The sequence below is a fragment of the Hymenobacter persicinus genome (assembly GCF_004167665.1).
Classification (GTDB): Bacteria; Bacteroidota; Bacteroidia; order Cytophagales; family Hymenobacteraceae; genus Hymenobacter; species Hymenobacter persicinus.
This window is the reverse complement of record NZ_SEWE01000058.1, coordinates 1-21,481: the sequence shown is the minus strand read 5'-3', so window position 1 is coordinate 21,481 and position 21,481 is coordinate 1. Positions and strand designations below refer to the sequence as shown.

Genomic DNA, 21,481 nt, shown 5'->3' with positions numbered 1-21,481 from the left:
CGGTGCCGGCCAGCGCATCCTGGCGCATGTGCATGGGCACCGTGCCGGCGTGCCCGGCCATGCCCTTAAAGGTCAGCTCAACGCGGCGCTGCCCGGCAATGGCCGTGACGAGGGCCACGGGAATGTTCCGCTCCCAGAGCACCGGACCCTGCTCGATGTGCGCTTCGAAATAGCCTAGCCACTGGTCGGCAGGAATGGCGTCGGCGGCAAGGGTGGCCGCGTTGCCGCCCATGGTGTGGATGGCGTCGGTGAGGGAAATGCCGGCCGCGTCGGTTTTGGTCAGCAGGCTCTGGTCGAAGGAGCCGGCCACGACTTTGCTGCCCAGGTAGGTGGTATGAAACCGCACGCCTTCCTCGTCGCTGAAGGCAATCAGCTCGACGTGAAACGGCAGCTCCACATTGCGCGCCCGTAGGCTTTCGAGCAAGTCCAGGCCCAGCAGCACGCCCAGCGGCCCGTCGAAGCGCCCGGCGTTGACCACCGTATCGATGTGGGAGGCAATGACGAAGGTTTTGGCCCCGGGATGCTGGCTCACCAGCCGGCCGCGCACGTTGCCGATGCTGTCGAGGCGGGTGCGCAGGCCGGCTTGCTCAAACCAGCTTTGGACCAGGGCGCTGCCGCGCAGAAAAGCCGGCGTGCCGAACGTGCGCGTGACGCCGTCGGCGTCCTCGCTGATGGCGGCTAATTCGTGAATGCGCGCCAGAGTTTTTTCGGCGCGGGCAATAAAGTTTTCCACCCAGTTAGCGGGTTAAAAGTTGGCCTTGATTGAGTTGGACGAATTCGGGGCGCTGGTACACCAGCTCGCCGTGGAGGAAGGTCTGCTCCACTACGCCCCGCAATTCGAGCCCAAGATAAGGCGACACTTTGTGTTTGTGCTGAATCAGAGCTTCAGTGACTTGAAAACTGTTTTCCGGGTCCAGCACCAGCAGGTCGGCGTCGTAGCCGGGGGCAATGCGGCCCTTGCGGTGAGCCTGCCCGGCCAGCTTCGCCGGGTTTTCGCTCAGCCATTTCGCTAGGTCGTTGAGCGTGGCCCCGCGCTGCTGAGCGGCGGTCCAGAGTACGGGCAGGGCCAGCTGCAGGGAGGCAATGCCGCCCCAGGCGGTGGTAAAGTCGCCGGTTTCAATCTGCTTGAGTTCGGGCGGGGCGGGGGAGTGGTCGGTGGCCACGAAGTCGATAATGCCGGTTTGCAGGGCCGCCCAGAGCTGGTCGTTGTTTTCCTTTTCCCGAATCGGCGGGGCGCACTTAAACCGGGTTTGCCCGTCGGGAATGTCCTCGGCGTTGAAAAACAGGTAGTGCTGGCCGGTTTCCACCGTCAGCGGCAGCCCCTGAGCCTTGGCCGCAGCAATGGGGGCAATGGAGTTGGCCGACGACAAGTGCACGATGTGCACGGGGCAGCGGGTTTCGGCGCAGAGCCGGATCATCAGCGCCACGGCCTCGTCTTCCCATTCTTTGGGCCGGGAGGCCAAGTAATTTTGGTAGGACTGCTTATCGTGCTGCTTCCATTCCGCGTCGTCGGTGGTCAGCTCGCAGTGCACCAACAGGGGCAGGCCGTGCCGGGCCAGGATGGGCATTGCCTGGCGCAAATCGGCCTCGGTGGCGTTGGGGAAGTCGTCGATGCCGGAGTGGGTCAGAAAGGCCTTGAAGCCCAGCACGCCCCGCTGAATCAGTCCTTCCACCTCGGCCGCGTTGCCGGGCACGATGCCGCCCCAGAAGCCCACGTTGGTGTGCAGCTGGCCCTGGGTAGCGGCTAGTTTCTGCTCGAAGTTGGCCACCGAGGTCGTCACCGGGCTGGAGTTCAGCGGCATGTCCACAAGCGTGGTCAGGCCCCCGGCCAGGGCGGCGCGGGTGGCCGTGTTGAAGCCTTCCCAGTCGGTGCGGCCCGGCTCGTTGATGTGCACGTGCGGGTCAATGACGCCCGGCAGCAGGGCGCGGCTGCCCACGTCGATAACGGTACAATCCACTTCCGCCTCCACGTCGCGCAGTTCGGTGATTTTACCGTTTTCGATGAGCACCAGGGCGGGGCGCAGGCCGTCGGGGGTTACAACGCGCTGACTTTTTATGGCGAGGTCTGACATTTTTCTCTGTAAATTGGGGGCTGATTCGGGGCCCCGTCCCGGGTTTTTTCCTCAACGGAAGCTCGTTGCCGCGGGCTGGCCGGGCAAAGTGGAAGGCAGTCCTGCGCCGCAGCGCAGCGCGTCGTTCCGGCGGTAAGGTGGATATTTTGCGGCAAACCCACTCGTATCCTTCCGTCCACCGGCGCCGTTTGGCGCCCTGCTTTTGCTCCTGCCCCGCATGATTCGACTGCTTACTTTCGGTGCCGCTTTTCTGGTGTTCCTGTTCCTGCTCGGCGTGATTTACGCCCTGCAGCGCGTGGCCAAAACCCGGGAGGGGGGCGGCAAGCTAGGAGAAAGCGGCCTTACAATGCAAGGTTTTTCCTACGCCCTGATCCTGCTGGCCGTGGGCTACCTGCTGGCCGTGACTTACCTGTTCGTGCGGGGCACGGCCTACGAGGGCCATTTGATGGAATGGATGAACATCGTGGTGCGCCTGATGCACATCACCTTCGGCATTGCCTGGATTGGCGCCTCGTTCTACTTTGTGTTCCTGGAAAATGCGCTGAACCGCACCCACAACGTGCGCGAGGAGCTGGCCGGCAACCTCTGGGCCGTGCACGGCGGGGGCTTCTACTACCTCGAAAAGTACAAGCTGGCCCCCGCCCAGATTCCCCGCGACCTGCACTGGTTTAAGTACGAAGCTTACTTCACCTGGCTCTCGGGCTTCAGCCTGCTGTTCGTGGTGTACTACTTCAACGCCGGCTCCATGCTCATCGACCCCAAGGTGCTGGAGCTGAGCCCGCTGGCCGGCGTGGCCCTGGGCATCGGCTCGTTTGTGGCGGCCTGGCTCGTGTACGACGGGCTGTGCAAAACCCCACTCGTGACCAAGATGCGGTGGTTTATGGTCGTGGGCGCTTTGGTGCTGACGGGGTTTGCGTTTTTCTACTGCCACGTGTTCAGCGCCCGGGCGGCCTACATCCACTTCGGGGCCATGCTCGGCACGCTGATGGTGGCCAACGTGTTCTTCGTCATCATTCCGGCCCAGAAGGCCATGGTGAAGGCCGCCACCGAGGGGTTGCCGCTGAATCCGCAGCTGGCCAAAAATGCCCTGAACCGGTCGTTGCACAACAACTACTTCACCCTACCGGTGCTGTTTGTGATGGTCAGCAACCACTTCCCCAGCACCTTCGGCAACGCCTACCCCTGGGCCGTACTGATTGCCATCACTGTCGGCACGGCGGGCGTGAAGCACTGGATGAACCTGCGCGAGAAAAAGCAGGCTACGGCCCTGGTACTGCCCGCTTCGGCCCTGTTTCTGCTGGCGGTGGCGTTTGTCACGGCGCCCAAGAACGAGACGGCCGGGGCCGCCGCCTGCGCCCCCGTGAGCATCGCCCAGGTGCAGGGCATCGTGCAGAACCGCTGCGTGCGCTGCCACTCTTCCAACCCCACCGACGAGGTGTTTAAGGTGGCCCCCAACGGCGTCAAATACGACACCCCCGAGGATATTATCCGCCTCAAGGACAAGATCATGCAGCGCGTGGTCGTGACCAAGACCATGCCCCAGAACAACAAAACCAACATGACCCAGGAGGAGCGGGACCTGATCCGCTGCTGGATCGAGCAGGGCGCCCCGAATAAGTAGCCTGCCCGGTGCACCCGGCCGCTAGCCCGGCGCAATTCGTACCTTAGCCGGGCCTGTCGGGGTGCTGTCCGCGGGTTCCCTGGCTTTACTTGGCTCCCCTATGTCCATTCCTCCGGCTGCTTCGCTCACGCTGTTTGCACCGCCCGAAGCGTTGCTCAACGACCTGCTGGCCGTCTCGCTCACCGGCATCATCGTCTACACGCCGATGTACGACGCGGCCGGCACCATCACCGATTTCACCTTCGAGTACCTCAACCCGGTGGCGCAGCGGATGATGAGCATGCCGGAGCGGCCCACGCTCACCCATAACCAGCAGTGGCCGCACAGCATCGAGCACGGCACGTTTGCGTTTCACGTGGATGCCTTCGTGACCGGGGAGCCCCGCCGCTACGACATCAACTACCAGGCCGACGGCTACGACAACTACTACTGCCTGGCCGCCCGCCGCTCCGGCAACTGCTTACTGGTCAGTTTCACCGATACCGCCGACCAGCCCCGCACCGCGGTGGAAATAGCGCTGCGGGAGTCGCAGGCCGCCGAAAAGAAAGGCCGCCAGCAAATGGAACAGCTCAATCAGGAGCTGGAATCCCGGGTACAGGAGCGCACCGAGCAGTTGAAGCTGATCAACGAAGCCTTGGGCCTCACCAACCAGAAGCTCAGCCGCACCAACACTGACCTCGACAACTTCATCTACATCGCCTCCCACGATCTGAAGGCTCCCATCACCAACATTGAGGGCCTGCTCGATCTGCTCCACCACCAGCTGCCCGCGCCCTTGATGGCCGGAGAAACGGGGCACATTCTGACGCTGATGCACGACTCGGTGAACCGCTTCAAGCGCACTATCGAGCACCTAGCGGACGTGAACAAGCTGCAACGGGAGTCTGAGCCGGCTACCGAAGCCGTCGATCTGGCCCGGGTCATCGACGACGTGTGCCTGGACCTGGCGCCGCAGCTGGCAAAAATCGGTGGGACCGTGGAAGTGGACGTGAACCACTGTCCGCCGTTGCTCATCTCGGCCAAGAACCTGCGCTCGGTGGTGGCCAACCTGCTTGGCAACGCTCTGAAGTACCACCAACCCGGCCGCCCCCTGCGGGTTCAGGTGCACGCCCGCGCCAAGGAAGGGTTTGTGGTGCTGGACGTGCAAGACAATGGGCTCGGCATCGAACTGAACGCTCAGCGCGAAGCGCAGATCTTCGCCATGTTTCAGCGCCTGCACAGTCACGTCGAAGGCTCCGGCCTTGGCTTGTACATGGTCAAGCGCATTGCCGAAAACGCGGGCGGTACCGTCACGGTCCAGAGTCAGCTCGGCAAGGGTACGCTCTTTTCGGTTGCTTTGCCGACTGGCCCTGCGCCCGCCGGCCCCCAGTAGGGCCGGTGCCCTTTGGCGGCCGCCAGTCCCCAAAATGAGCAAGGCCCTTTCCCACGCAAGCGGGAAAGGGCCTTGGGGGTAGCCACCGGTATTGGGCGCTGCGCAATGTCGGCTGGCCGCGAGGTTGACGACGCCGACCACGGGTGGCGCGATGCTGGGGCCTGCTGCTTGCCTTATTTCAGCACTTGGCTCGAGGCGCGTAGCCGCGCAATCTTGGCTTCGATTTCGGCCAGCCCGAGGTTGTGCACGCTGCCCAGGTGGGTGGTGTGAAACTCGCGGTGGGGCACATAGGAGCCGTCTTCCACGGCCTGACCCACCTGCACGTAGGCCGTGCGGAAGGGCGTGCCGGTCTGAATGAGCTGGTTGATGTTCTCCACCGAAAACACCGCGTCGTATTTGGCTTGGTTGAGCAGGTCGGGCTTGATCTTAAGCTGGGGCAGGGCAAAGAGCAGCATGTCCAGAATGTCGAGAAACTGGGTCAGGGGCTCGAACAGCAGCTCCTTCAGGATCTGAAAGTCGCGGTGGTAGCCGCTGGGCAGGTTGCTAGTGGCCAGAATCAGCGTGTTGGGCAAGGCCTGCAGGGTGTTGCAGCGGGCCCGGATCAGCTCGAACACGTCGGGGTTTTTCTTGTGGGGCATGATGCTCGAGCCGGTGGTAAACTCCTTGGGCAGCTCCACGAAGGCCATATCCTGGGAGTTGTACATCACCAGGTCGTAGGCTAGCTTGCCTAGGGTGCCGGCGGCCCCGGCCAGGGCAAAGGCCACGGTTTTCTCGGTCTTGCCCCGCAGCATCTGGGCGCCCACGCTGCTCACGGCCAGGCTGCCAAAGCCCATTTCCCGGGTTGTCATCTGCCTATCGATGGGGAAGGAGGAGCCGAAGCCTGCGCCCGAGCCCAGCGGATTCTGGTCGGCCACGGTGTGGGCCGCCTCAAACAAGGCCATGTCCAGTAGCAGGTGCTCGGCGTAGGCCGAAAACCACAGCCCGAACGAGCTGGGCATGGCCGCCTGAAAGTGGGTGTAGCCCGGCATCAGGTCGGCTTGGTGCGCCTGCGCTTTCTGCAGCAGCACTTGGCTTAGCTCCAGCATTTTAACCGCCGCCCGCTTGGTGTAGTCCTTCAGAAACAGCTGAATGGCGGTCAGCACTTGGTCGTTGCGGGAGCGGGCGGTGTGGATTTTCTTGCCCGCGTCGCCGAACTTCTCGGTCAGGTAGGCCTCGATTTTGGAGTGCACGTCCTCGAAGCTCTCGTCGATGGTGAACGTGCCGGCTTCGATCTGGGCGGCCAGCTCCGTGAGGCCCTGCTGGAGCTGGTCGTTTTCGGCGTCCGAAATCAGGCCCGCCGAAGCCAGCATGTTGGCCTGGGCCCGGGAAGCCTGCACGTCGAACTGGGCCAGGTACATATCCAGCTCCCGGTCCTTACCGACGGTGAACTGCTCGATTTTTTGGTCAACGGCAATGCCCTTATCCCAGATTTTCATGTTGTTACGTCTCTAGCGAAGCCGCGGGGCTTCGGGTGTACAGGTGGTGCAGCGTGCGGGAGCTTGTACGCAGCCGCAAAGGTAGTGTCGGAATCCGCCCGGTTTTTGTCGTTTTTCGCCTGTGCCGCCGGCCGGCCGCTCAGGTATATTTACTTTTTCACTTATCACGCCCCGCGCCATGCAGAAAATTACCACTTTCCTGACCTTCGACAGCCAGGCCGAGGAAGCCGCCCGGCTCTACACGAGCCTGTTTCCCGGCTCCCAGATTACCAGCATCACGCCGTATCCGGCGGGTACGCCCCGGCCCGCGGGCAGCGCCATGGTGGTGCAGTTCGAACTCAGCGGCCAGCCCTACATTGCCATGAACGGCGGCCCGCACTTCGGCTTTTCGGCCGGCATCTCGCTGTGCGTCAACTGCGAAAGCCAGGCGGAGGTGGATAAAGTCTGGGCCACGCTGACGGCCGACGGAGGCGAGGAGGGGCAGTGCGGCTGGCTCACCGACAAGTTTGGCGTGTCCTGGCAGGTGGTGCCCACGGCGCTGCCCCGGCTGATGAGCAGCCCCGACCGGGAAAAAGCTGGGCGGGTGGCGGCGGCCCTGATGCAGATGCGCAAGATTGACCTCAACGTGCTCGAAGCCGTGTAGCTGAAGGTTTACAGCGTCAGCCCGTCAAGCAGGGCCACGTAACCGCGGATGCCCGCCCGGATTTCGCTGAGCAAGATAAACTCGTCCGGGGTGTGGGAGCGGGCCGAGTCGCCGGGCCCGATCTTGACGGTGGCAAAGGGCATCATGCTTTGGTCCGAGAGCGTAGCCGAGCCGAAGGTTTCGAGCCCTAGAGCCACGGCCCGGCGCACCAGTGGGTGCTCGGGCGCGATGCGCGAGGAATTCAGGTGAGTGGAGCGAGGCGTGACCTCGCTCTGCACGTGGGCCCGCACCAGCTCCACAACTTCGGCGTTGGAGTACAGCTCGTTGGTGCGCACGTCGACCACGAACTGGCAGCGGTCCGGCACCACGTTGTGCTGGCTGCCCGCGCTGATTTGCGTCACGGTCATCTTCACCGGCCCGAGCAGCGGCGACACTTCCGGGAAACGGAACTGCCGTATCCACTCAATGTCTACCACGGCCTTGTACAGGGCATTCTCGCCCTCGTCGCGGGCGGCGTGCCCGGTGCGGCCATGGGCCACGCAGTCGAGCACCACGAGTCCTTTCTCGGCCACCGCCAGCTGCATCTGGGTCGGCTCGCCCACGATGCCCAGCGCAATTTCGGGCAGCAGCGGGAGCAGGCGACGAATCCCGTCGGCGCCCGACACTTCTTCTTCGGCCGTAATGGCGCAGATCAGGTTGAAGGGCAAATCCGGGCGCGCGTGCAGGTGCAGAAACGTAGCCAGCAAGCTCACGGCCGAAGCCCCCGCGTCGTTGCTGCCCAGGCCCGTCAGCTGGTCGCCTTCCACCGCGGCCCCAAACGGGTCGTAGCTCCAGCTGGCGCCGGGCTTCACCGTGTCGTGGTGGGAGTTGAGCAGAATAGTGGGCTTACTCGCGTCGAAGTGCCGGGACAGGGCCCAGACGTTGTTTTTGTCGCGCTGGGGGTGGGCGCCGTGGAAGGCTAGGAAGCGGAAAATCAGCTCCGCGGTCTGGTCTTCCTCCCGCGAAAACGACGGGGTCTGAATCAGCTCGGTGAGCAGCGTAATGGCGTCGGTGGTCAGCGGCTCTAGCTCCGGCATAGCACAGTTTTTACGGGGTCGTTGATGCGCAGCGCGTTTTCAATCACCACTTTTTCCACGCCGGCCTCGAGGGCAGCAAAGGCGTTGTCGAGCTTGGGCACCATGCCGGCGGCAATGGCCCCGCTGGCCTTGAGCTCCTGGTAAAGCCCGGGCGTGATGCGCGGAATCACCGAGCTGTCGTCGTTGACATCGGTGAGCACACCGTTCTTTTCAAAGCAGAAATGCAGCTCGACTTCGTAGCTGTGGGCCAGGGCCACGGCCACCGAGCTGGCAATGGTGTCGGCGTTGGTATTGAGCAGCTGGCCCTGCCCGTCGTGGGTGATGGCGCAGAGCACGGGCGTGAGGCCGGCACCGAGCAACTGGACCAGCAGGGCGGCATTCACGCTCCGCGCGTCCAGGTCGCCCACAAAGCCGTAGTCGATGTCCTTGACCGGGCGCTTAGCGGCGCGGATGACGTTGCCGTCGGCCCCACTTAGGCCCAGGGCATTCACGCCCCGCTGCTGGAGCAGGGCCACCACCTGCTTATTGGTCTTGCCGGCGTAAAACATGGTCACGATGTCGAGCGTGGCCGCGTCGGTGATGCGGCGGCCCTGCACCATGCGGGGCTCGATGCCCAAGTCCTGGAGCATCTGGCTGGCGCCCTTGCCGCCGCCGTGCACGAGCACCTTGGGGCCGGGCACCCGGGCCAGCTCGGTCAGGAACTCGCTCAACTGGGCTAGGTCGTCGATGATGCCGCCGCCGATTTTGAAAATTTTTAGGACTTCGCTCATACCGGAAGAAAAAGGGAAAGGTGGGGCGCAGAGGCCAGATACGCCGGATTTTACGAATTCGTCGGCCGCGGCCAGCGGCGCCCGGGGGCAAAGTTGCGGGGTTTTTTTCGGGCCGGAGCGGCAAAGTTTCCAAAAAAAAAACCTCTAGTTTTGCAACGATTTAGCGGTTTAAACGATTTAAAGCGCGAAACACTCCCTTCGCCGCCCCGCGGCACCCGTCATGATTCGTCTCTCCTCTATTGCGCTTCTGCGACGACCTACGCTGGTCGTGCGAATAATGCCAGCTTAGGTGCTGGCTGCAATAATTCGCCGGCTGCTTTTTTGAACCGGCGCGGGGTCCGCAAGTATTCGACCCCACCTGAAGAGAACTTTTACGACTAACTGACCTGGTCCGAGTGTAATTTCCCCGTGTGACGTTTGCCGGCCCCCGCGCCGCACTGTTCCGCCCGCAGCGTTTGCCTGCTCCCGCCCGCTTCCGGGCTGTTTTCCCACCCACCGGATCTTGTTCCGAGTGTTGCCCAGACTCGTCCCTGCGCGACGTTTCTAGCTCCTCCCTTTTCGTCTTTCCGAGTCTGTTGCCGTATACAGCGGTGACCAACCGAGCTTTGACCATGCTATTACGAGTCGCTACGGCTGCCGATGCGCAGTACGTGGAAACCCTTTGTCAGTGGTACGAGGAATCTGCCCGCTCCCGCGGCGTTGGCATTGCCAAGCGCGACCCTAACTATCTGAAAAAGAAGATGGAACGGGGCGATGCTATTATTGCCTTCGTCGACGACGTGCTGGCCGGCTTCTGCTACATCGAAACCTTCGAAGACAACAAGTTTGTCGTCAACTCCGGCCTGATCGTGAATACCGAGCTGCGCAAGGAAGGGCTGGGCCGGGCCATCAAGCACCGGGTGTTTGAGCTGTCCCGGACGAAGTACCCGCAGGCCAAAATCTTCGGTATCACCACCAGCGGGGCCGTGATGAAAATCAACTCCGAGCTGGGCTACCGCCCCGTGGCTTTCCCCGACCTGACCCAGTCCGACGACTTCTGGAAGGGCTGCATGGGCTGCAAGAACTACCCGATTCTGCAGGAAAACCAGCGCAAGATGTGCCTGTGCACCGGCATGGTCTACGACAAGCTCGACGACCAATACGGCAAGATTGCCCAGGAAAGCATTGAAATCCTGAGCCAGGAGTAGAGAAAGATCAAAAACAACGTCATGCTGAGCCTCAGCGAAGCATCTCTCCTGCTGATGTTGGATTGCCAATCAACCGTCAGCCCGCGAGGTTCCTCGGCCAGCTCGGAATGACGTTCTAAAGCCCAGGAATAGGTTCTGAAACCATTCAACAACTCATGAAAAAGAAGGTAGTATTAGCGTACAGCGGCGGGTTGGATACCTCGTTCTGCGTGGTGTATCTGACCCGGGAGCTGGGTCTGGAAGTGCATACGGTTATCGTCAACTCCGGCGGCTTTTCCGACGAGGAACTGGCCGCCATCGAGAAGCGGGCCTACGAGCTGGGCTCGACCAAGCACGAGGTCATCGACGTCACCCAGCGCTTCTATACGGACTGCCTGCGCTACCTGATTTTCGGCAACGTGCTCAAGAACGACACTTACCCGCTGAGCGTCAGCGCGGAGCGGATGTTCCAGAGCCTGGCCCTGGCCGAGTACGCCCGGGAGCACCAGGCCGACTACATTGCCCACGGCAGCACCGGCGCCGGCAACGACCAGGTTCGCTTCGACGTGGCTTTCTCGGTGATTTCGCCCAACACCGAAATCATCACCCCGATTCGGGATTTGAAGCTCAGCCGCCAGGCCGAAATCGACTTCCTGAATAAGCACGGCTTCGAAATGAGCTGGGAAAAGGCCAAGTACTCAATTAACAAGGGTATTTGGGGCACCAGCGTGGGCGGCGTCGAAACGCTCACTTCCCATCAAGCCCTGCCCGAGTCGGCCTACCCAACCCAGCTGACGGCCACCAAGCCCACCAGCGTGGAAATCACCTTCGAAAAAGGGGAGCCAGTGGCGCTGAATGGCGAAACGATGGATCCGGTAGCCCTGATTCAGGCGCTCAACGACCAGGCCGGGGCCTACGCCATTGGCCGCGACACCCACGTGGGCGACACGATTCTGGGCATCAAGGGCCGCGTGGGTTTCGAGGCTCCGGCCCCGCTGATTCTGCTCAAGGCCCACCACCTGCTGGAAAAGCACACGTCGAGCCGCTGGCAGCTGCTGCACAAGGACTACGTGGCCAACTGGTACGGCACGCTGCTGCACGAGGCCCAGTACCTGGACCCGGTGATGCGCGACTTCGAGGCTTTCCTCACCTCCTCGCAGGAGCGGGTGTCGGGCAAGGTGTTCGTGACCCTGAAGCCCTACCAGTTTGAGCTGCAGGGCATCGAGTCGAAATTCGACATGATGCGCTCTAAGGTGGCCACCTACGGGGAGGAAAACGACGCCTGGGACGGCCGCGACGCCAAGGGCTTTATCAAGATTTTCAGCAACCAGCTGCGCATTCACTCTTCCTTCAACGATGAAAATTAAGGCCGGAATTGTCGGGGGTGCGGGCTACACGGCCGGGGAGCTGCTGCGCATTCTGCTCCACCACGAGTTTGTGGAGTTGGGCGGCATTGTCAGCTCGTCGAATGCGGGCAACCCCGTCTATCAGGTGCACGACGATCTGGTAGGGGAGACGGAGCTGCGCTTTTCTTCCGAGCTGGTCGGCGACGAGGACGTGGTGTTTCTGTGTCTGGGCCACGGCAACTCGAAAGCCTGGCTGGAGAAAAACAGCCTGCCCGAAACGGTCCACGTCATCGACCTGAGCAACGACTTCCGCCTGGCCGCCGACGCCGAGTTTGCGGGCCGGGAGTTCGTGTACGGGCTGCCGGAGCTCAACAAAGGCCGCATCGAGCAGGCCCAGAGCATTGCCAACCCCGGCTGCTTTGCCACCGCCATCCAGCTGGCGTTGCTGCCGCTGGCCCAGGCCGGCCAGCTCCAGCACGACGTGCACGTGTCGGCCATCACCGGCTCGACGGGGGCGGGGCAGAGCCTGGCCGAAACGGTGCACTTTTCGTGGCGCACGAATAACGTATCCATTTACAAGCCCTTCACCCACCAGCACCTGGGCGAAATCGGGGAGAGCCTGGCCCAGCTGCAGGCGCCGCTGGCCGTAGACATTCACTTTATTCCCTACCGCGGCAACTTCGCCCGGGGCATCTTCGCCAGCGTCTACACGCCTTCGGACCTGACCCAGGACGAAGCCCGGGCGCTGTACCGGAAGTTCTACGCCGGCGCCCCGTTTACCACGGTGTCGGACGCGGAAATCCACCTCAAGCAGGTGGTCAATACCAACAAGTGCCTGCTGCACGTGCAGAAGCAGGGCAAGCAGCTGCTCATCACCTCAGTACTCGACAACCTGGTGAAGGGCGCCTCGGGCCAGGCCGTGCAAAACATGAACCTGCTGTTTGGCCTGCCCGAAACGACGGGCCTCAACCTTAAATCGGTGCTTTTCTAATGGAGCTTTTCAACGTTTATCCGCTCGTCAATATCACCCCCGTCAAGGCCCTGGGCGCCACGCTCTGGGACGATAAGGGGCAGGAGTACCTGGATTTCTACGGGGGCCACGCCGTGATTTCCATCGGCCACAGCCATCGGCACTACGTGCAGCGCCTGACCGAGCAGCTGCAGAACATCGGCTTCTACTCCAACTCGGTGCAGATTCCGATTCAACGGGAGCTGGCCGCGAAGCTGGGCCAGGTGTCGGGCTACGCGGACTACTCGCTGTTTCTGTGCAACTCCGGCGCCGAGGCTAACGAGAATGCGCTGAAGCTGGCCTCCTTCCACACCGGCAAAACCCGGGTTATTGCGTTCAAGGGCGCTTTCCACGGCCGCACCTCCGGCGCCGTGGCTGCCACCGACAACCCCAAGATTGTCGCGCCCTTCAACGCGAATCACGCCATCAGCTTCCTCGATTACGACCTGGCGGCGGTGGAGCAGGTGTTGCAGGCTGGCGACGTGTGCGCCGTTATCATCGAGCCGATTCAGGGCGTGGGCGGCATCATCATGCCCTCGGATGAGTTTCTGCGGGGCCTGGCCGCGCTGACCAAGCAATACGGCGCCCTGCTCATTGCCGACGAGGTGCAGAGCGGCTACGGCCGCAGCGGCCAGTTCTTCGCCCACCAGCACGCCGGCATCCGGCCCGACGTTATTTCGGTGGCCAAGGGCATGGGCAACGGCTTTCCCATCGGCGGCATCCTGATTGCGCCCGAGCTGAAAGCCTCCTACGGCCTGCTGGGTACCACGTTCGGCGGCAACCACCTGGCCTGCGCCGCGGCCCTGGCGGTGCTCGAAGTCATTGAGGAAGAAAACCTACTCACGCACGCCGCCGAAATGGGCTACTACCTGCGCCAAGAACTCGAAGCCCACGCCGGAGCCCAGGAAATCCGCGGCCGGGGGCTGATGGTCGGCATCAAGTACGACTTTCCCATCAAGGACGTGCGCGACCAGCTGCTGAGTGAGCACCACATTTTCGTGGGCAACGCCTCCGACCCGACGGTGCTGCGCCTGCTGCCCCCGCTGAACATTACCCAGACTGAAGTCGACCGGTTTTTACAGGCCCTGTACGCGCTGACGGCGAAATCGGTGGAGGAAATTCCCCAAGCTTCGGCTCTCGACTAAGAGTCGTCATGCCCGCACTACTGTGTAAATGTGGGAACCGCCTCAGCTACGGGAGCATCCCAAATTCGAACGAATGGCTTACCATTTCGGAGGTCGATTACTATGCTCACGCAGGAATGATGGATGCGGAAGCACTTTACCGGCAGATGAAATCTATCCTGGTCTGTAACCACTGCCAGCGGCTTTGGATTTTCTGGAACGGATTTCAGGCCGCTCCAACCTGTTACTCAAACGAAACCGACACAAAGGGTGAATAACGCAAAGCAAGTAAAACTCGTCCTCGAAGACGGCACCGAAATCGAAGGCACTTCCTTCGGGGCCTACACCTCCTCGGCCGGGGAAGTCGTGTTCAGCACGGCCATGACCGGCTACCCCGAAAATCTGACCGACCCGTCCTTTGCCGGCCAGATTCTGGTGCTGACTTACCCGATGGTGGGCAACTACGGCGTGCCCGGCGAGGAGCTCTACGAGTCGATTTCCAAGATTTTCGAGTCGGACAAGATTCACATTGCCGGCCTCGTCGTGAATTACTACTCCGAGGAGCACAGCCACTGGAATGCCGCCAAAAGCCTCGGCGACTGGCTCAAGGAGTACAACATCCCCGGTATTTTCGGCGTCGATACCCGGATGCTGACCAAGAAGCTGCGCGAGAAAGGCGCCATGCTGGGCAAAATCGTGGCCGAAAAAGACATTGATTTCCACGACCCGAACCTGGACAACCTCGTGGCCCAGGTGAGCCCCGAAGGCGTGCAGCACTACGGCACGGGCCAGCACAAAATCGTGCTCGTGGACTGCGGCACCAAGACCAACATCATCCGCTGCTTCCTGGAGCGCGACGTGGAGCTGATCCGCGTGCCCTGGGACTACGACTTCACCACCCTCGACTACGACGGCCTGTTTTTGAGCAACGGCCCCGGCGACCCGAAGATGTGCACGGCCACCATCGAGCACCTGCAAAAGGCGCTGGGCCAGGACAAGCCCATCTTCGGCATCTGCCTGGGCTCCCAGCTCATGGGCCTGGCCGCGGGCGGCGACACGTTCAAGCTCAAGTACGGCCACCGCAGCCACAACCAGCCCGTGCTGCTCACCGGTACCAAGCGCAGCTACATCACCAGCCAGAACCACGGCTTCGCCGTGGATACCGCCACGCTGCCCGCCGACTGGACCATGCTGTTTGAGAACCTCAACGACGGCACTTGCGAAGGCATCAAGCACAAAACCAAGCCGTTCTTCTCCACCCAGTTTCACCCCGAAGCTGCCGGCGGCCCCGAAGACACGGAGTATCTGTTTGATGATTTTCTGAAGGCGGTGAAAGAGCACAAGGCCGCGAAGTAGAACAACCGGGCAACCTATAGGGAGTGCCCATCCGCCACTGCTTCAGGCCACGGTCCGAGTCGTTTTTTCGGAATAGCCGAATAAAGGGTTCCTTGCAGGCATTGTTCCGCTGTTCTGACCTACCGCTCTCATGGGAGAAAAAAACCGAGGTTTCCCGATCTGGGGATATTTGCTGCTGGGTGCCCTGGCTTTTGCCGCCTTCATTTTCATCAAGAATATGGGCCAGCAGACCATCATAAAAGCCGTGCTGGGGGAGCCGGGGTCTTTGGTGTCCAAGGCCATGAGCACGGCCCGGGTCTCGCCCCGCATAACGCGTCGAACTGGCAGAATATCCGCCAAAAACTTCAAGGTGGAGAAACTCAGCGCCAACAAAGATTCCCTGGCCTTCCGGTTTTTCCTGGAAGGCGAAAACGCAGACGCCACCATCAAACTCTGGATGGCTAGGAAGCCGTCCGGCGAATGGCAGATAGTGAAAAGCGACACGCTCTTCACGCCGTAAAACCGCCGCCAGCCCACCCGAGTAAACGACTGGAATCAACCTAGTCTGATTGCCTTTTTAACACGACCGTATTTGTGGTCTGTTACCAACTCTTCGAATGAACAAACCCAACAAAGTCCTCATCCTTGGTTCCGGCGCGCTGAAAATCGGCGAGGCCGGGGAGTTCGATTATTCCGGTTCCCAGGCCCTCAAGGCCCTGAAGGAGGAAGGCATCCGCACCATCCTCATCAACCCCAACATTGCCACCGTGCAGACGTCGGACAACATTGCCGACGACGTGTACTTCCTGCCCGTGACGCCCTTTTTCGTGGAGGAAGTCATCAAAAAGGAAAAGCCCGACGGCATTCTGGTGGCCTTCGGCGGCCAGACGGCCCTGAACTGCGCCGTGGCGTTGTACCGCGCCGGCGTGTTTGAGAAGTACAACGTGCAGGTACTCGGCACGCCGGTGCAGAGCATCATCGATACCGAGGACCGGGACATCTTCAAGGACAAGCTCGACCAGATTGGCGTGCTCACCGCCCGCAGCGTGGCCGTCACGACCATGGACGACGCGCTGGCGGCCGGGGAGAAAATCGGCTTTCCGATTATTGTGCGGGCCGCCTTTGCCCTGGGCGGCCTGGGCAGCGGCTTTGCCAACAACCTGACCGAGCTGCGGACCCTGGCCCAGCAGGCCTTCACGACTTCTGACCAGATTCTGGTGGAAGAATCCTTGAAGGGCTGGAAGGAAGTGGAGTACGAAGTGGTGCGCGACCAGTACGATAACTGCATCACGGTCTGCAACATGGAGAACTTTGACCCCATCGGCATTCACACCGGGGAAAGCATTGTGGTGGCCCCGTCGCAGACGTTGAGCAACCGTGAGTACCACAAGCTGCGCAGCATCGGCATCAAGACCATCCGCCATCTGGGCATCGTGGGCGAGTGCAACATCCAGTACGCCCTCGACCCCAAGTCCGAGGACTACCGCGTCATTGAGGTGAATGCCCGCCTGTCGCGCTCCTCGGCCCTGGCCTCCAAGGCTACGGGCTACCCGCTGGCCTTCGTGGCCGCCAAGCTGAGCCTGGGCTACTCGCTGTCGGAGCTGAAAAACAGCGTGACCCAGACCACCTCGGCCTTCTTTGAGCCGGCCCTCGACTACGTGGTGGTAAAGCTGCCGCGCTGGGACTTGGGCAAGTTCGAGGGCGTCAACCGGCAGATTGGCTCGGCCATGAAGAGCGTGGGCGAGGTGATGGCCATCGGCAAGTCGTTTGAGGAAGCCATTCAGAAGGGCCTGCGGATGCTGGACACCGGCAAGCGCGGCTTCGTGGCCAATAAGCCCGAAACCGTCGACAACGCCACCATCGACAAGCTGCTGAGTGAGCCCAACGAGGAGCGCATCTTCGCCATCAACCTCGCCTTTGAGGCCGGCTACTCGCTGGAGCAGGTGCACACGCTGACCAAGATTGACCACTGGTTTTTGCAGCGCCTGTTCACCATCTTCGAGTTGGGCCAAAAGCTGGCCGCGGGCCGCGCCAACGGCCTGGCCGGACTGGAAACCACCCTGCTGCGCGAGGTGAAAAAGGCCGGCTTCTCGGATCAGCAGATTGCCGTGCAGCTGCTGGGTGAGGGCGACGTGAAAGCCGACGAGCTGCTGGTGCGGGCCCGCCGCAAGGCCCTGGGCGTGCTGCCCGTCATCAAGCAGATTGACACGCTGGCCGCCGAATTCCCGGCCAAGACCAATTACCTCTACAGCACCTACCACGGCACCGAAAACGACCTGACGCCCGAAACCAACAAGTCGATTGCCGTGCTGGGATCGGGCGTGTACCGCATCGGCTCCTCGGTGGAGTTCGACTGGTGCGGGGTGCAGGCCGTGCAGACGGCCGCCAAGGAAGGCTACAAAACCATCCTGATCAACTACAACCCTGAAACCGTGAGCACCGACTACGACGTGTCGGACCGGCTCTACTTCGAGGAGCTGAGCTTCGAGCGGGTGATGGACATCCTGGACTTCGAGCAGCCCGAAGGCGTGATTCTGAGCACCGGCGGGCAGATTCCCAACAACCTGGCCACCCGCCTGGAAGAGGCAAAGGCGCCAATTCTGGGCACCACGGCGGTCATGATTGATCAGGCCGAAAACCGCCACAAGTTCAGCAGCATCATGGACGAGCTGGGCATTGCCCAGCCCCGCTGGAAGGAGCTAACCTCGCTGGAGGCCATGTACGAGTTCGTGCAGGAAGTCAACTTCCCGGTCTTGATCCGGCCCTCGTACGTGCTGTCGGGCGCGGCCATGAACGTGGTGTCCAACATCTTCGAGATGGAAGCCTTCCTCAAGGCGGCCAAGGAAGTCAGCGCGGAATACCCCGTCGTGGTGTCGGAGTTCATTCAGGAAGCCAAGGAAGTGGAGCTGGACGCGGTGGCCGACAAGGGCGAAATCGTGTCGTACGCCATTTCCGAGCACGTGGAGTTTGCCGGCGTGCACTCCGGGGATGCCACGATGTACTACCCGCCCCAGAAGCTCTACGTGGGCACGATTCGCAAGCTGAAAATCATTGCCGAGAAGATTGCCCGGCGCTACGAAATCAGTGGGCCGTTCAACATCCAGTTCCTGGAAAAGGACGGAGAAATCCGGGTCATCGAGTGCAACATCCGCGCCTCGCGCTCCTTCCCGTTCGTGTCCAAGATTTCGGGCCGCAACCTGATTGAAAAGGCGACCCAGGTGCTGCTGGGCAAGAAGGTGGAGCGCGACGAGAGCGAGCGAGTCTACGATTTGCCCTTCGTGGGCGTGAAGGCCCCGCAGTTCTCCTTCACCCGCCTGCCCGGCGCCGACCCGGTGCTGCGCGTCGACATGGTGAGCACCGGCGAAGTAGGCTGCCTGGGCGACACGGCCGAGGAGGCCCTGCTGAAGTCGATGCTGAGCGTAGGCTACAAGATTCCTCAGAAGTCGGTGCTGATTTCCGGCGGCCCCATCAAGTCGAAGGTGGCGCTGCTGTCGGCTACGGAGCTGCTGGTGCGTAAGGGCTACAAGATCTACGCTACTCAGGGTACGCACCGCTTCTTCGCCGAAAACGGCGTGCCGTCGAGCCTGCTCTACTGGCCCGACGAGATGCAGGAGCCCAACGTGCTGACGTATATAAAGGAGAAGAAAATCGACCTGGTCATCAACATTCCCAAGAACCTCTCGAAGGGCGAGCTGGACAACGACTACAAAATCCGCCGCACGGCCGTCGACCAGGGCATCGGCCTGTTGACGAATGCGCGGCTGGCGAAGGCGTTTATCCAGGCCTTCTGCACCCTGGAGCTGAAGGATCTGAAGATCAAGAGCTGGAACGAGTACAAGGCAATGTAAACCGGTCGGCAGAACGATAGACAGAAGGAAAAAAAGAACGTCATGCTGAGCGCAGCAAAGCGGAGCCGAAGCATCTCGCGTGCTCACGTTGGGCATGACGTTTTAAAAACCCTTGCTTTGTCTGTATGAATTCAACCAACAAAAAGCAGCTTTTTGCAGTCATCGTTCTAGCCGCGCTTAATTTCCTGGTTAGTCACTTCACAATGGGCAACGGCCGTACGCTGGAGGGGCAGGTCGTAGAAGCACACAGCGCCGAGATGCGGCAGGCTGCTATCACCACGCTGTTCTTCGGTATTCAGCTTATCAGCTTTGTGCTAGGGGCCTTGTTAGCCGCAGTTCCTTACAAGAGCAAAGCCTACACTGAAAAGTGGATAACTGTTTCTTTGGCCATTGCAGTCGTTATTCAGGCCATCATTTTAGTGATGGGTATTGCGAAGCTGTTGATGTAAAAGCAGATTTTCACTGGGTAGTACAGCCAACAGCAGCACGCGAGATGCTTCGGCTCCGCTCAGCATGACGTTCTATTATCCCCTCTGACCCCACACCACCCCATGAAAAACTTCACCTCCTTCGCCGATGCCGGCGACTACCAGGCCCTACTCAACAAAGCCCTCGAAATCAAGGCCGACCCGTTTGGCTACCAGCACGTGGGCAAGAACAAGACCGTCGGGCTGATTTTCTTCAACCCCAGCCTGCGCACCCGGCTCAGCTCCATCAAGGCGGCCTATAACCTCGGGGCCCAGGCCTGGGTGCTGAATGCCGGTGCCGACTCCTGGACCTTGGAAATGGCCGACGGTGCGGTGATGAACGGCACCACCCAGGAGCATATCAAGGACGCCATTGCCGTGATGAGCCAGTACTGCGACGTGCTGGGCGTGCGCACCTTTCCCACCCTCAAAGACCGGGAGGCCGACTACAGCGAAGAAGTCTTCAACAAGATCCTGAAGTACGCCACCGTGCCCGTCATCAGCCTGGAAAGCGCCACGCTGCACCCCCTGCAAAGCTTTGCCGACCTGATTACGGTGGCCGAATACAAGCAGACCGAGCGGGTGAAAGTAGTGCTGACCTGGGCCCCGCACGTGCGCGCCCTGCCCCAGTGCGTGCCCAACTCCTTCGCCGACTGGTTTTCGGAAATCAGCTGGGTGGACTTCGTCATCACCCACCCCCGCGGCTACGAGCTCGATGAGAAGTTCACCAAGGGCGCCCGCATCGAGTACGACCAGAAAAAAGCCTTCGAGGGCGCCGACTTCATTTACGCCAAGAACTGGAGCAGCTACCACGACTACGGCCAGATTCTGAGCCACGACCAAAGCTGGCTCGTCGATACCGACCACATGAAGCTTACCAACAACGGCAAGCTCATGCACTGCCTGCCCATCCGCCGCAACGTGGAAGTCTCGGACGCCGTGCTCGATTCGCCCAACGCGCTGATTATTCCCGAGGCTGGCAACCGGGTTTTCTCCATGCAAACCGTACTGCACGAGCTGCTAAGCTAAGCCTGGCCGCCAGCAGCGTAAAAAAAAGGAGCCCCGACACCATCGGGGCTCCTTTTTTTATACAGCACTTTTGGGGTAACGCCGGCTTAGAAGTTGTACGACAACCCGCCGGAGAAGGCCTTCGACTGGCCCAGGTTGCGGCCCGCCACGTACACGCTGGCCCCGGCCACGATGCCCAGCCCCTTGGCTACCGGCCGGTAAAGGCTCATGCCGAGGCGAGTGTAGTTGACGCGGGTAGCGGGGAAGTAGAAGTCGGTGAAGCCGCCCTGCACGATGTCGGTGCCCGAGCGGCTCGACTCCTGGAAAGCCACGTACGCATCGGCGTACAGCTTGCGGCCGGCGTAGCCCAGCTTGGTTTCGGCCACGAAGGCGTTGGGCACCAAACCGGAGCGCAGGCTGTAGCCGGCCTGGCCGGTAAAGAACACCCCGGACGGCGTTTTGACCTGAGCAATGCCGAGGGCCGTGAGCTTGGTAGCCCGGTTGCCGATGGCAATGATGTACTCCTCGCCGGTCTTGTTTTCGTAGTTGCTGGCGGGCGTGCTGATGCCGATGGCTCCGAGCAGGTCGACAATATTCTCGCCGGCTTCCAGCGAGTAGGTCTTGAACTTGAGGTAAACCGAAGCATCCTGCAGGCCGCTGCGGGTGTTGGTGTAATCCTTGCCGGGTTTGCGGGCCCGGTAGTCTTCGATGACGGTGGAGTCGGCTTGGCCTTCCGAATGAATGTAGGGCAGGCTCACGACCACTTCAATCTTGTCGGTGATGCCGTAGGTACCGAACAAATTCAGCGAGTTAATCTGCACCCGCCTGAACAGGGGCACAGTATCGATTTTGCGGGCCGGAATGAATACCTTCTGGTATTTTTCGGTGGTGCCGCTGACCACGACCGAGCCGTTGCCTTTGCCCGACATAAAGCCGCTGACCAGGCTCTGGGCGCCGGCGGTGGGGGCAGTGGCTAAGGTGGCCACCGCGAGAAGAAGCGAGAAACGGTAAAACTGTTGCATGGAGGTAGAGTGAGGTAGAGAACGAGGGCAAGCGGCGGCGCCGGGCAAACGGGCCGGGAAAAACCAAATACCCCGGCATCATTCAAGAAGGCGCGCGGGCCACCTACGAAACAAAAAGTTCCCCGGA

At 61.3% G+C, this 21,481-nt stretch carries 18 protein-coding genes; 12 read left to right on the top strand and 6 right to left on the bottom strand.

The genetic code is table 11. The annotated features are described in order from the left end of the window. Positions 1–733 (bottom strand): M20/M25/M40 family metallo-hydrolase (locus tag EWM57_RS18845; RefSeq protein WP_129922862.1); only part of this gene is annotated, 733 nt, incomplete at its 3' end. Positions 734–737: 4 nt separating this feature from the next. Then, positions 738–2,072 carry an allantoinase AllB gene (allB, locus tag EWM57_RS18840; RefSeq protein ID WP_129922861.1) on the bottom strand — a complete coding sequence of 445 codons (1,335 nt, stop codon included), beginning with the start codon at positions 2,070–2,072 and terminating at the stop codon, positions 738–740. A gap of 217 nt (positions 2,073–2,289) precedes the next feature. Between allB and EWM57_RS18835 the strand changes: the two genes are divergently transcribed. Further along, positions 2,290–3,693 carry a urate hydroxylase PuuD gene (locus EWM57_RS18835; RefSeq protein ID WP_207218356.1) on the top strand — a complete coding sequence of 468 codons (1,404 nt, stop codon included), beginning with the start codon at positions 2,290–2,292 and terminating at the stop codon, positions 3,691–3,693. Positions 3,694–3,793: 100 nt separating this feature from the next. Further along, a complete protein-coding gene (locus EWM57_RS18830) occupies positions 3,794–5,065 on the top strand; it encodes a sensor histidine kinase (RefSeq protein WP_129922860.1) in 1,272 nt (423 codons plus the stop codon). Positions 5,066–5,238: 173 nt separating this feature from the next. On the opposite strand, the gene argH is transcribed toward EWM57_RS18830, so the two are convergent. Beyond that, on the bottom strand, positions 5,239–6,540 hold the full coding sequence (gene argH, locus EWM57_RS18825) for an argininosuccinate lyase (RefSeq protein WP_129922859.1): 1,302 nt from the start codon (positions 6,538–6,540) through the stop codon (positions 5,239–5,241). Positions 6,541–6,718: 178 nt separating this feature from the next. On the opposite strand from argH, the gene EWM57_RS18820 reads away from it, so the two are divergent. Beyond that, positions 6,719–7,183, top strand: a complete 465-nt coding sequence (locus EWM57_RS18820; protein ID WP_129922858.1) for a VOC family protein — start codon at positions 6,719–6,721, stop codon at positions 7,181–7,183. Between the two features lie 8 nt (positions 7,184–7,191). On the opposite strand, the gene EWM57_RS18815 is transcribed toward EWM57_RS18820, so the two are convergent. Together EWM57_RS18815 and argB are read right to left on the bottom strand one after the other, a co-directional pair. After that, positions 7,192–8,259 carry a M20 family metallo-hydrolase gene (locus tag EWM57_RS18815; RefSeq protein ID WP_129922857.1) on the bottom strand — a complete coding sequence of 356 codons (1,068 nt, stop codon included), beginning with the start codon at positions 8,257–8,259 and terminating at the stop codon, positions 7,192–7,194. After that, positions 8,247–9,029, bottom strand: a complete 783-nt coding sequence (gene argB, locus EWM57_RS18810) for an acetylglutamate kinase (protein WP_129922856.1) — start codon at positions 9,027–9,029, stop codon at positions 8,247–8,249. The genes EWM57_RS18815 and argB overlap by 13 nt, the downstream gene beginning before the upstream one ends. A gap of 611 nt (positions 9,030–9,640) precedes the next feature. On the opposite strand from argB, the gene EWM57_RS18805 reads away from it, so the two are divergent. The 9 genes from EWM57_RS18805 to EWM57_RS18765 all read left to right on the top strand — a co-directional run bounded on the left by EWM57_RS18805 (position 9,641) and on the right by EWM57_RS18765 (position 20,353). Next, positions 9,641–10,216: a GNAT family N-acetyltransferase gene (locus EWM57_RS18805; RefSeq protein ID WP_129922855.1), complete on the top strand. Its 576-nt coding sequence runs from the start codon at positions 9,641–9,643 to the stop codon at positions 10,214–10,216. Between the two features lie 155 nt (positions 10,217–10,371). Next, positions 10,372–11,562, top strand: coding sequence for an argininosuccinate synthase (gene argG, locus EWM57_RS18800; RefSeq protein WP_129922854.1), 1,191 nt, complete (start codon positions 10,372–10,374; stop codon positions 11,560–11,562). Beyond that, positions 11,552–12,532, top strand: a complete 981-nt coding sequence (gene argC, locus EWM57_RS18795) for an N-acetyl-gamma-glutamyl-phosphate reductase (RefSeq protein ID WP_129922853.1) — start codon at positions 11,552–11,554, stop codon at positions 12,530–12,532. Before argG ends, argC begins: the two co-directional genes overlap by 11 nt. Continuing rightward, complete coding sequence (locus EWM57_RS18790) at positions 12,532–13,695, top strand: aspartate aminotransferase family protein (protein WP_129922852.1); 1,164 nt, start codon at positions 12,532–12,534, stop codon at positions 13,693–13,695. The genes argC and EWM57_RS18790 overlap by 1 nt, the downstream gene beginning before the upstream one ends. Positions 13,696–13,944: 249 nt before the next feature. After that, positions 13,945–15,030: a glutamine-hydrolyzing carbamoyl-phosphate synthase small subunit gene (carA, locus tag EWM57_RS18785; protein ID WP_129922851.1), complete on the top strand. Its 1,086-nt coding sequence runs from the start codon at positions 13,945–13,947 to the stop codon at positions 15,028–15,030. 130 nt (positions 15,031–15,160) lie between these two features. Then, positions 15,161–15,529: a hypothetical protein gene (locus tag EWM57_RS18780; protein WP_129922850.1), complete on the top strand. Its 369-nt coding sequence runs from the start codon at positions 15,161–15,163 to the stop codon at positions 15,527–15,529. A gap of 97 nt (positions 15,530–15,626) precedes the next feature. Continuing rightward, a complete protein-coding gene (gene carB, locus EWM57_RS18775; protein WP_129922849.1) occupies positions 15,627–18,857 on the top strand; it encodes a carbamoyl-phosphate synthase (glutamine-hydrolyzing) large subunit in 3,231 nt (1,076 codons plus the stop codon). A gap of 125 nt (positions 18,858–18,982) precedes the next feature. Next, positions 18,983–19,306, top strand: a complete 324-nt coding sequence (locus EWM57_RS18770) for a hypothetical protein (protein ID WP_129922848.1) — start codon at positions 18,983–18,985, stop codon at positions 19,304–19,306. A gap of 102 nt (positions 19,307–19,408) precedes the next feature. Continuing rightward, entirely contained in the window at positions 19,409–20,353 is a 945-nt protein-coding gene (locus tag EWM57_RS18765; RefSeq protein WP_129922847.1) for an N-acetylornithine carbamoyltransferase, read from the top strand. A gap of 86 nt (positions 20,354–20,439) precedes the next feature. Here EWM57_RS18765 and EWM57_RS18760 read toward each other — a convergent pair whose 3' ends face one another. Continuing rightward, positions 20,440–21,354 carry a hypothetical protein gene (locus tag EWM57_RS18760; protein WP_129922846.1) on the bottom strand — a complete coding sequence of 305 codons (915 nt, stop codon included), beginning with the start codon at positions 21,352–21,354 and terminating at the stop codon, positions 20,440–20,442. Between the last annotated feature and the right edge of the window lie 127 nt (positions 21,355–21,481).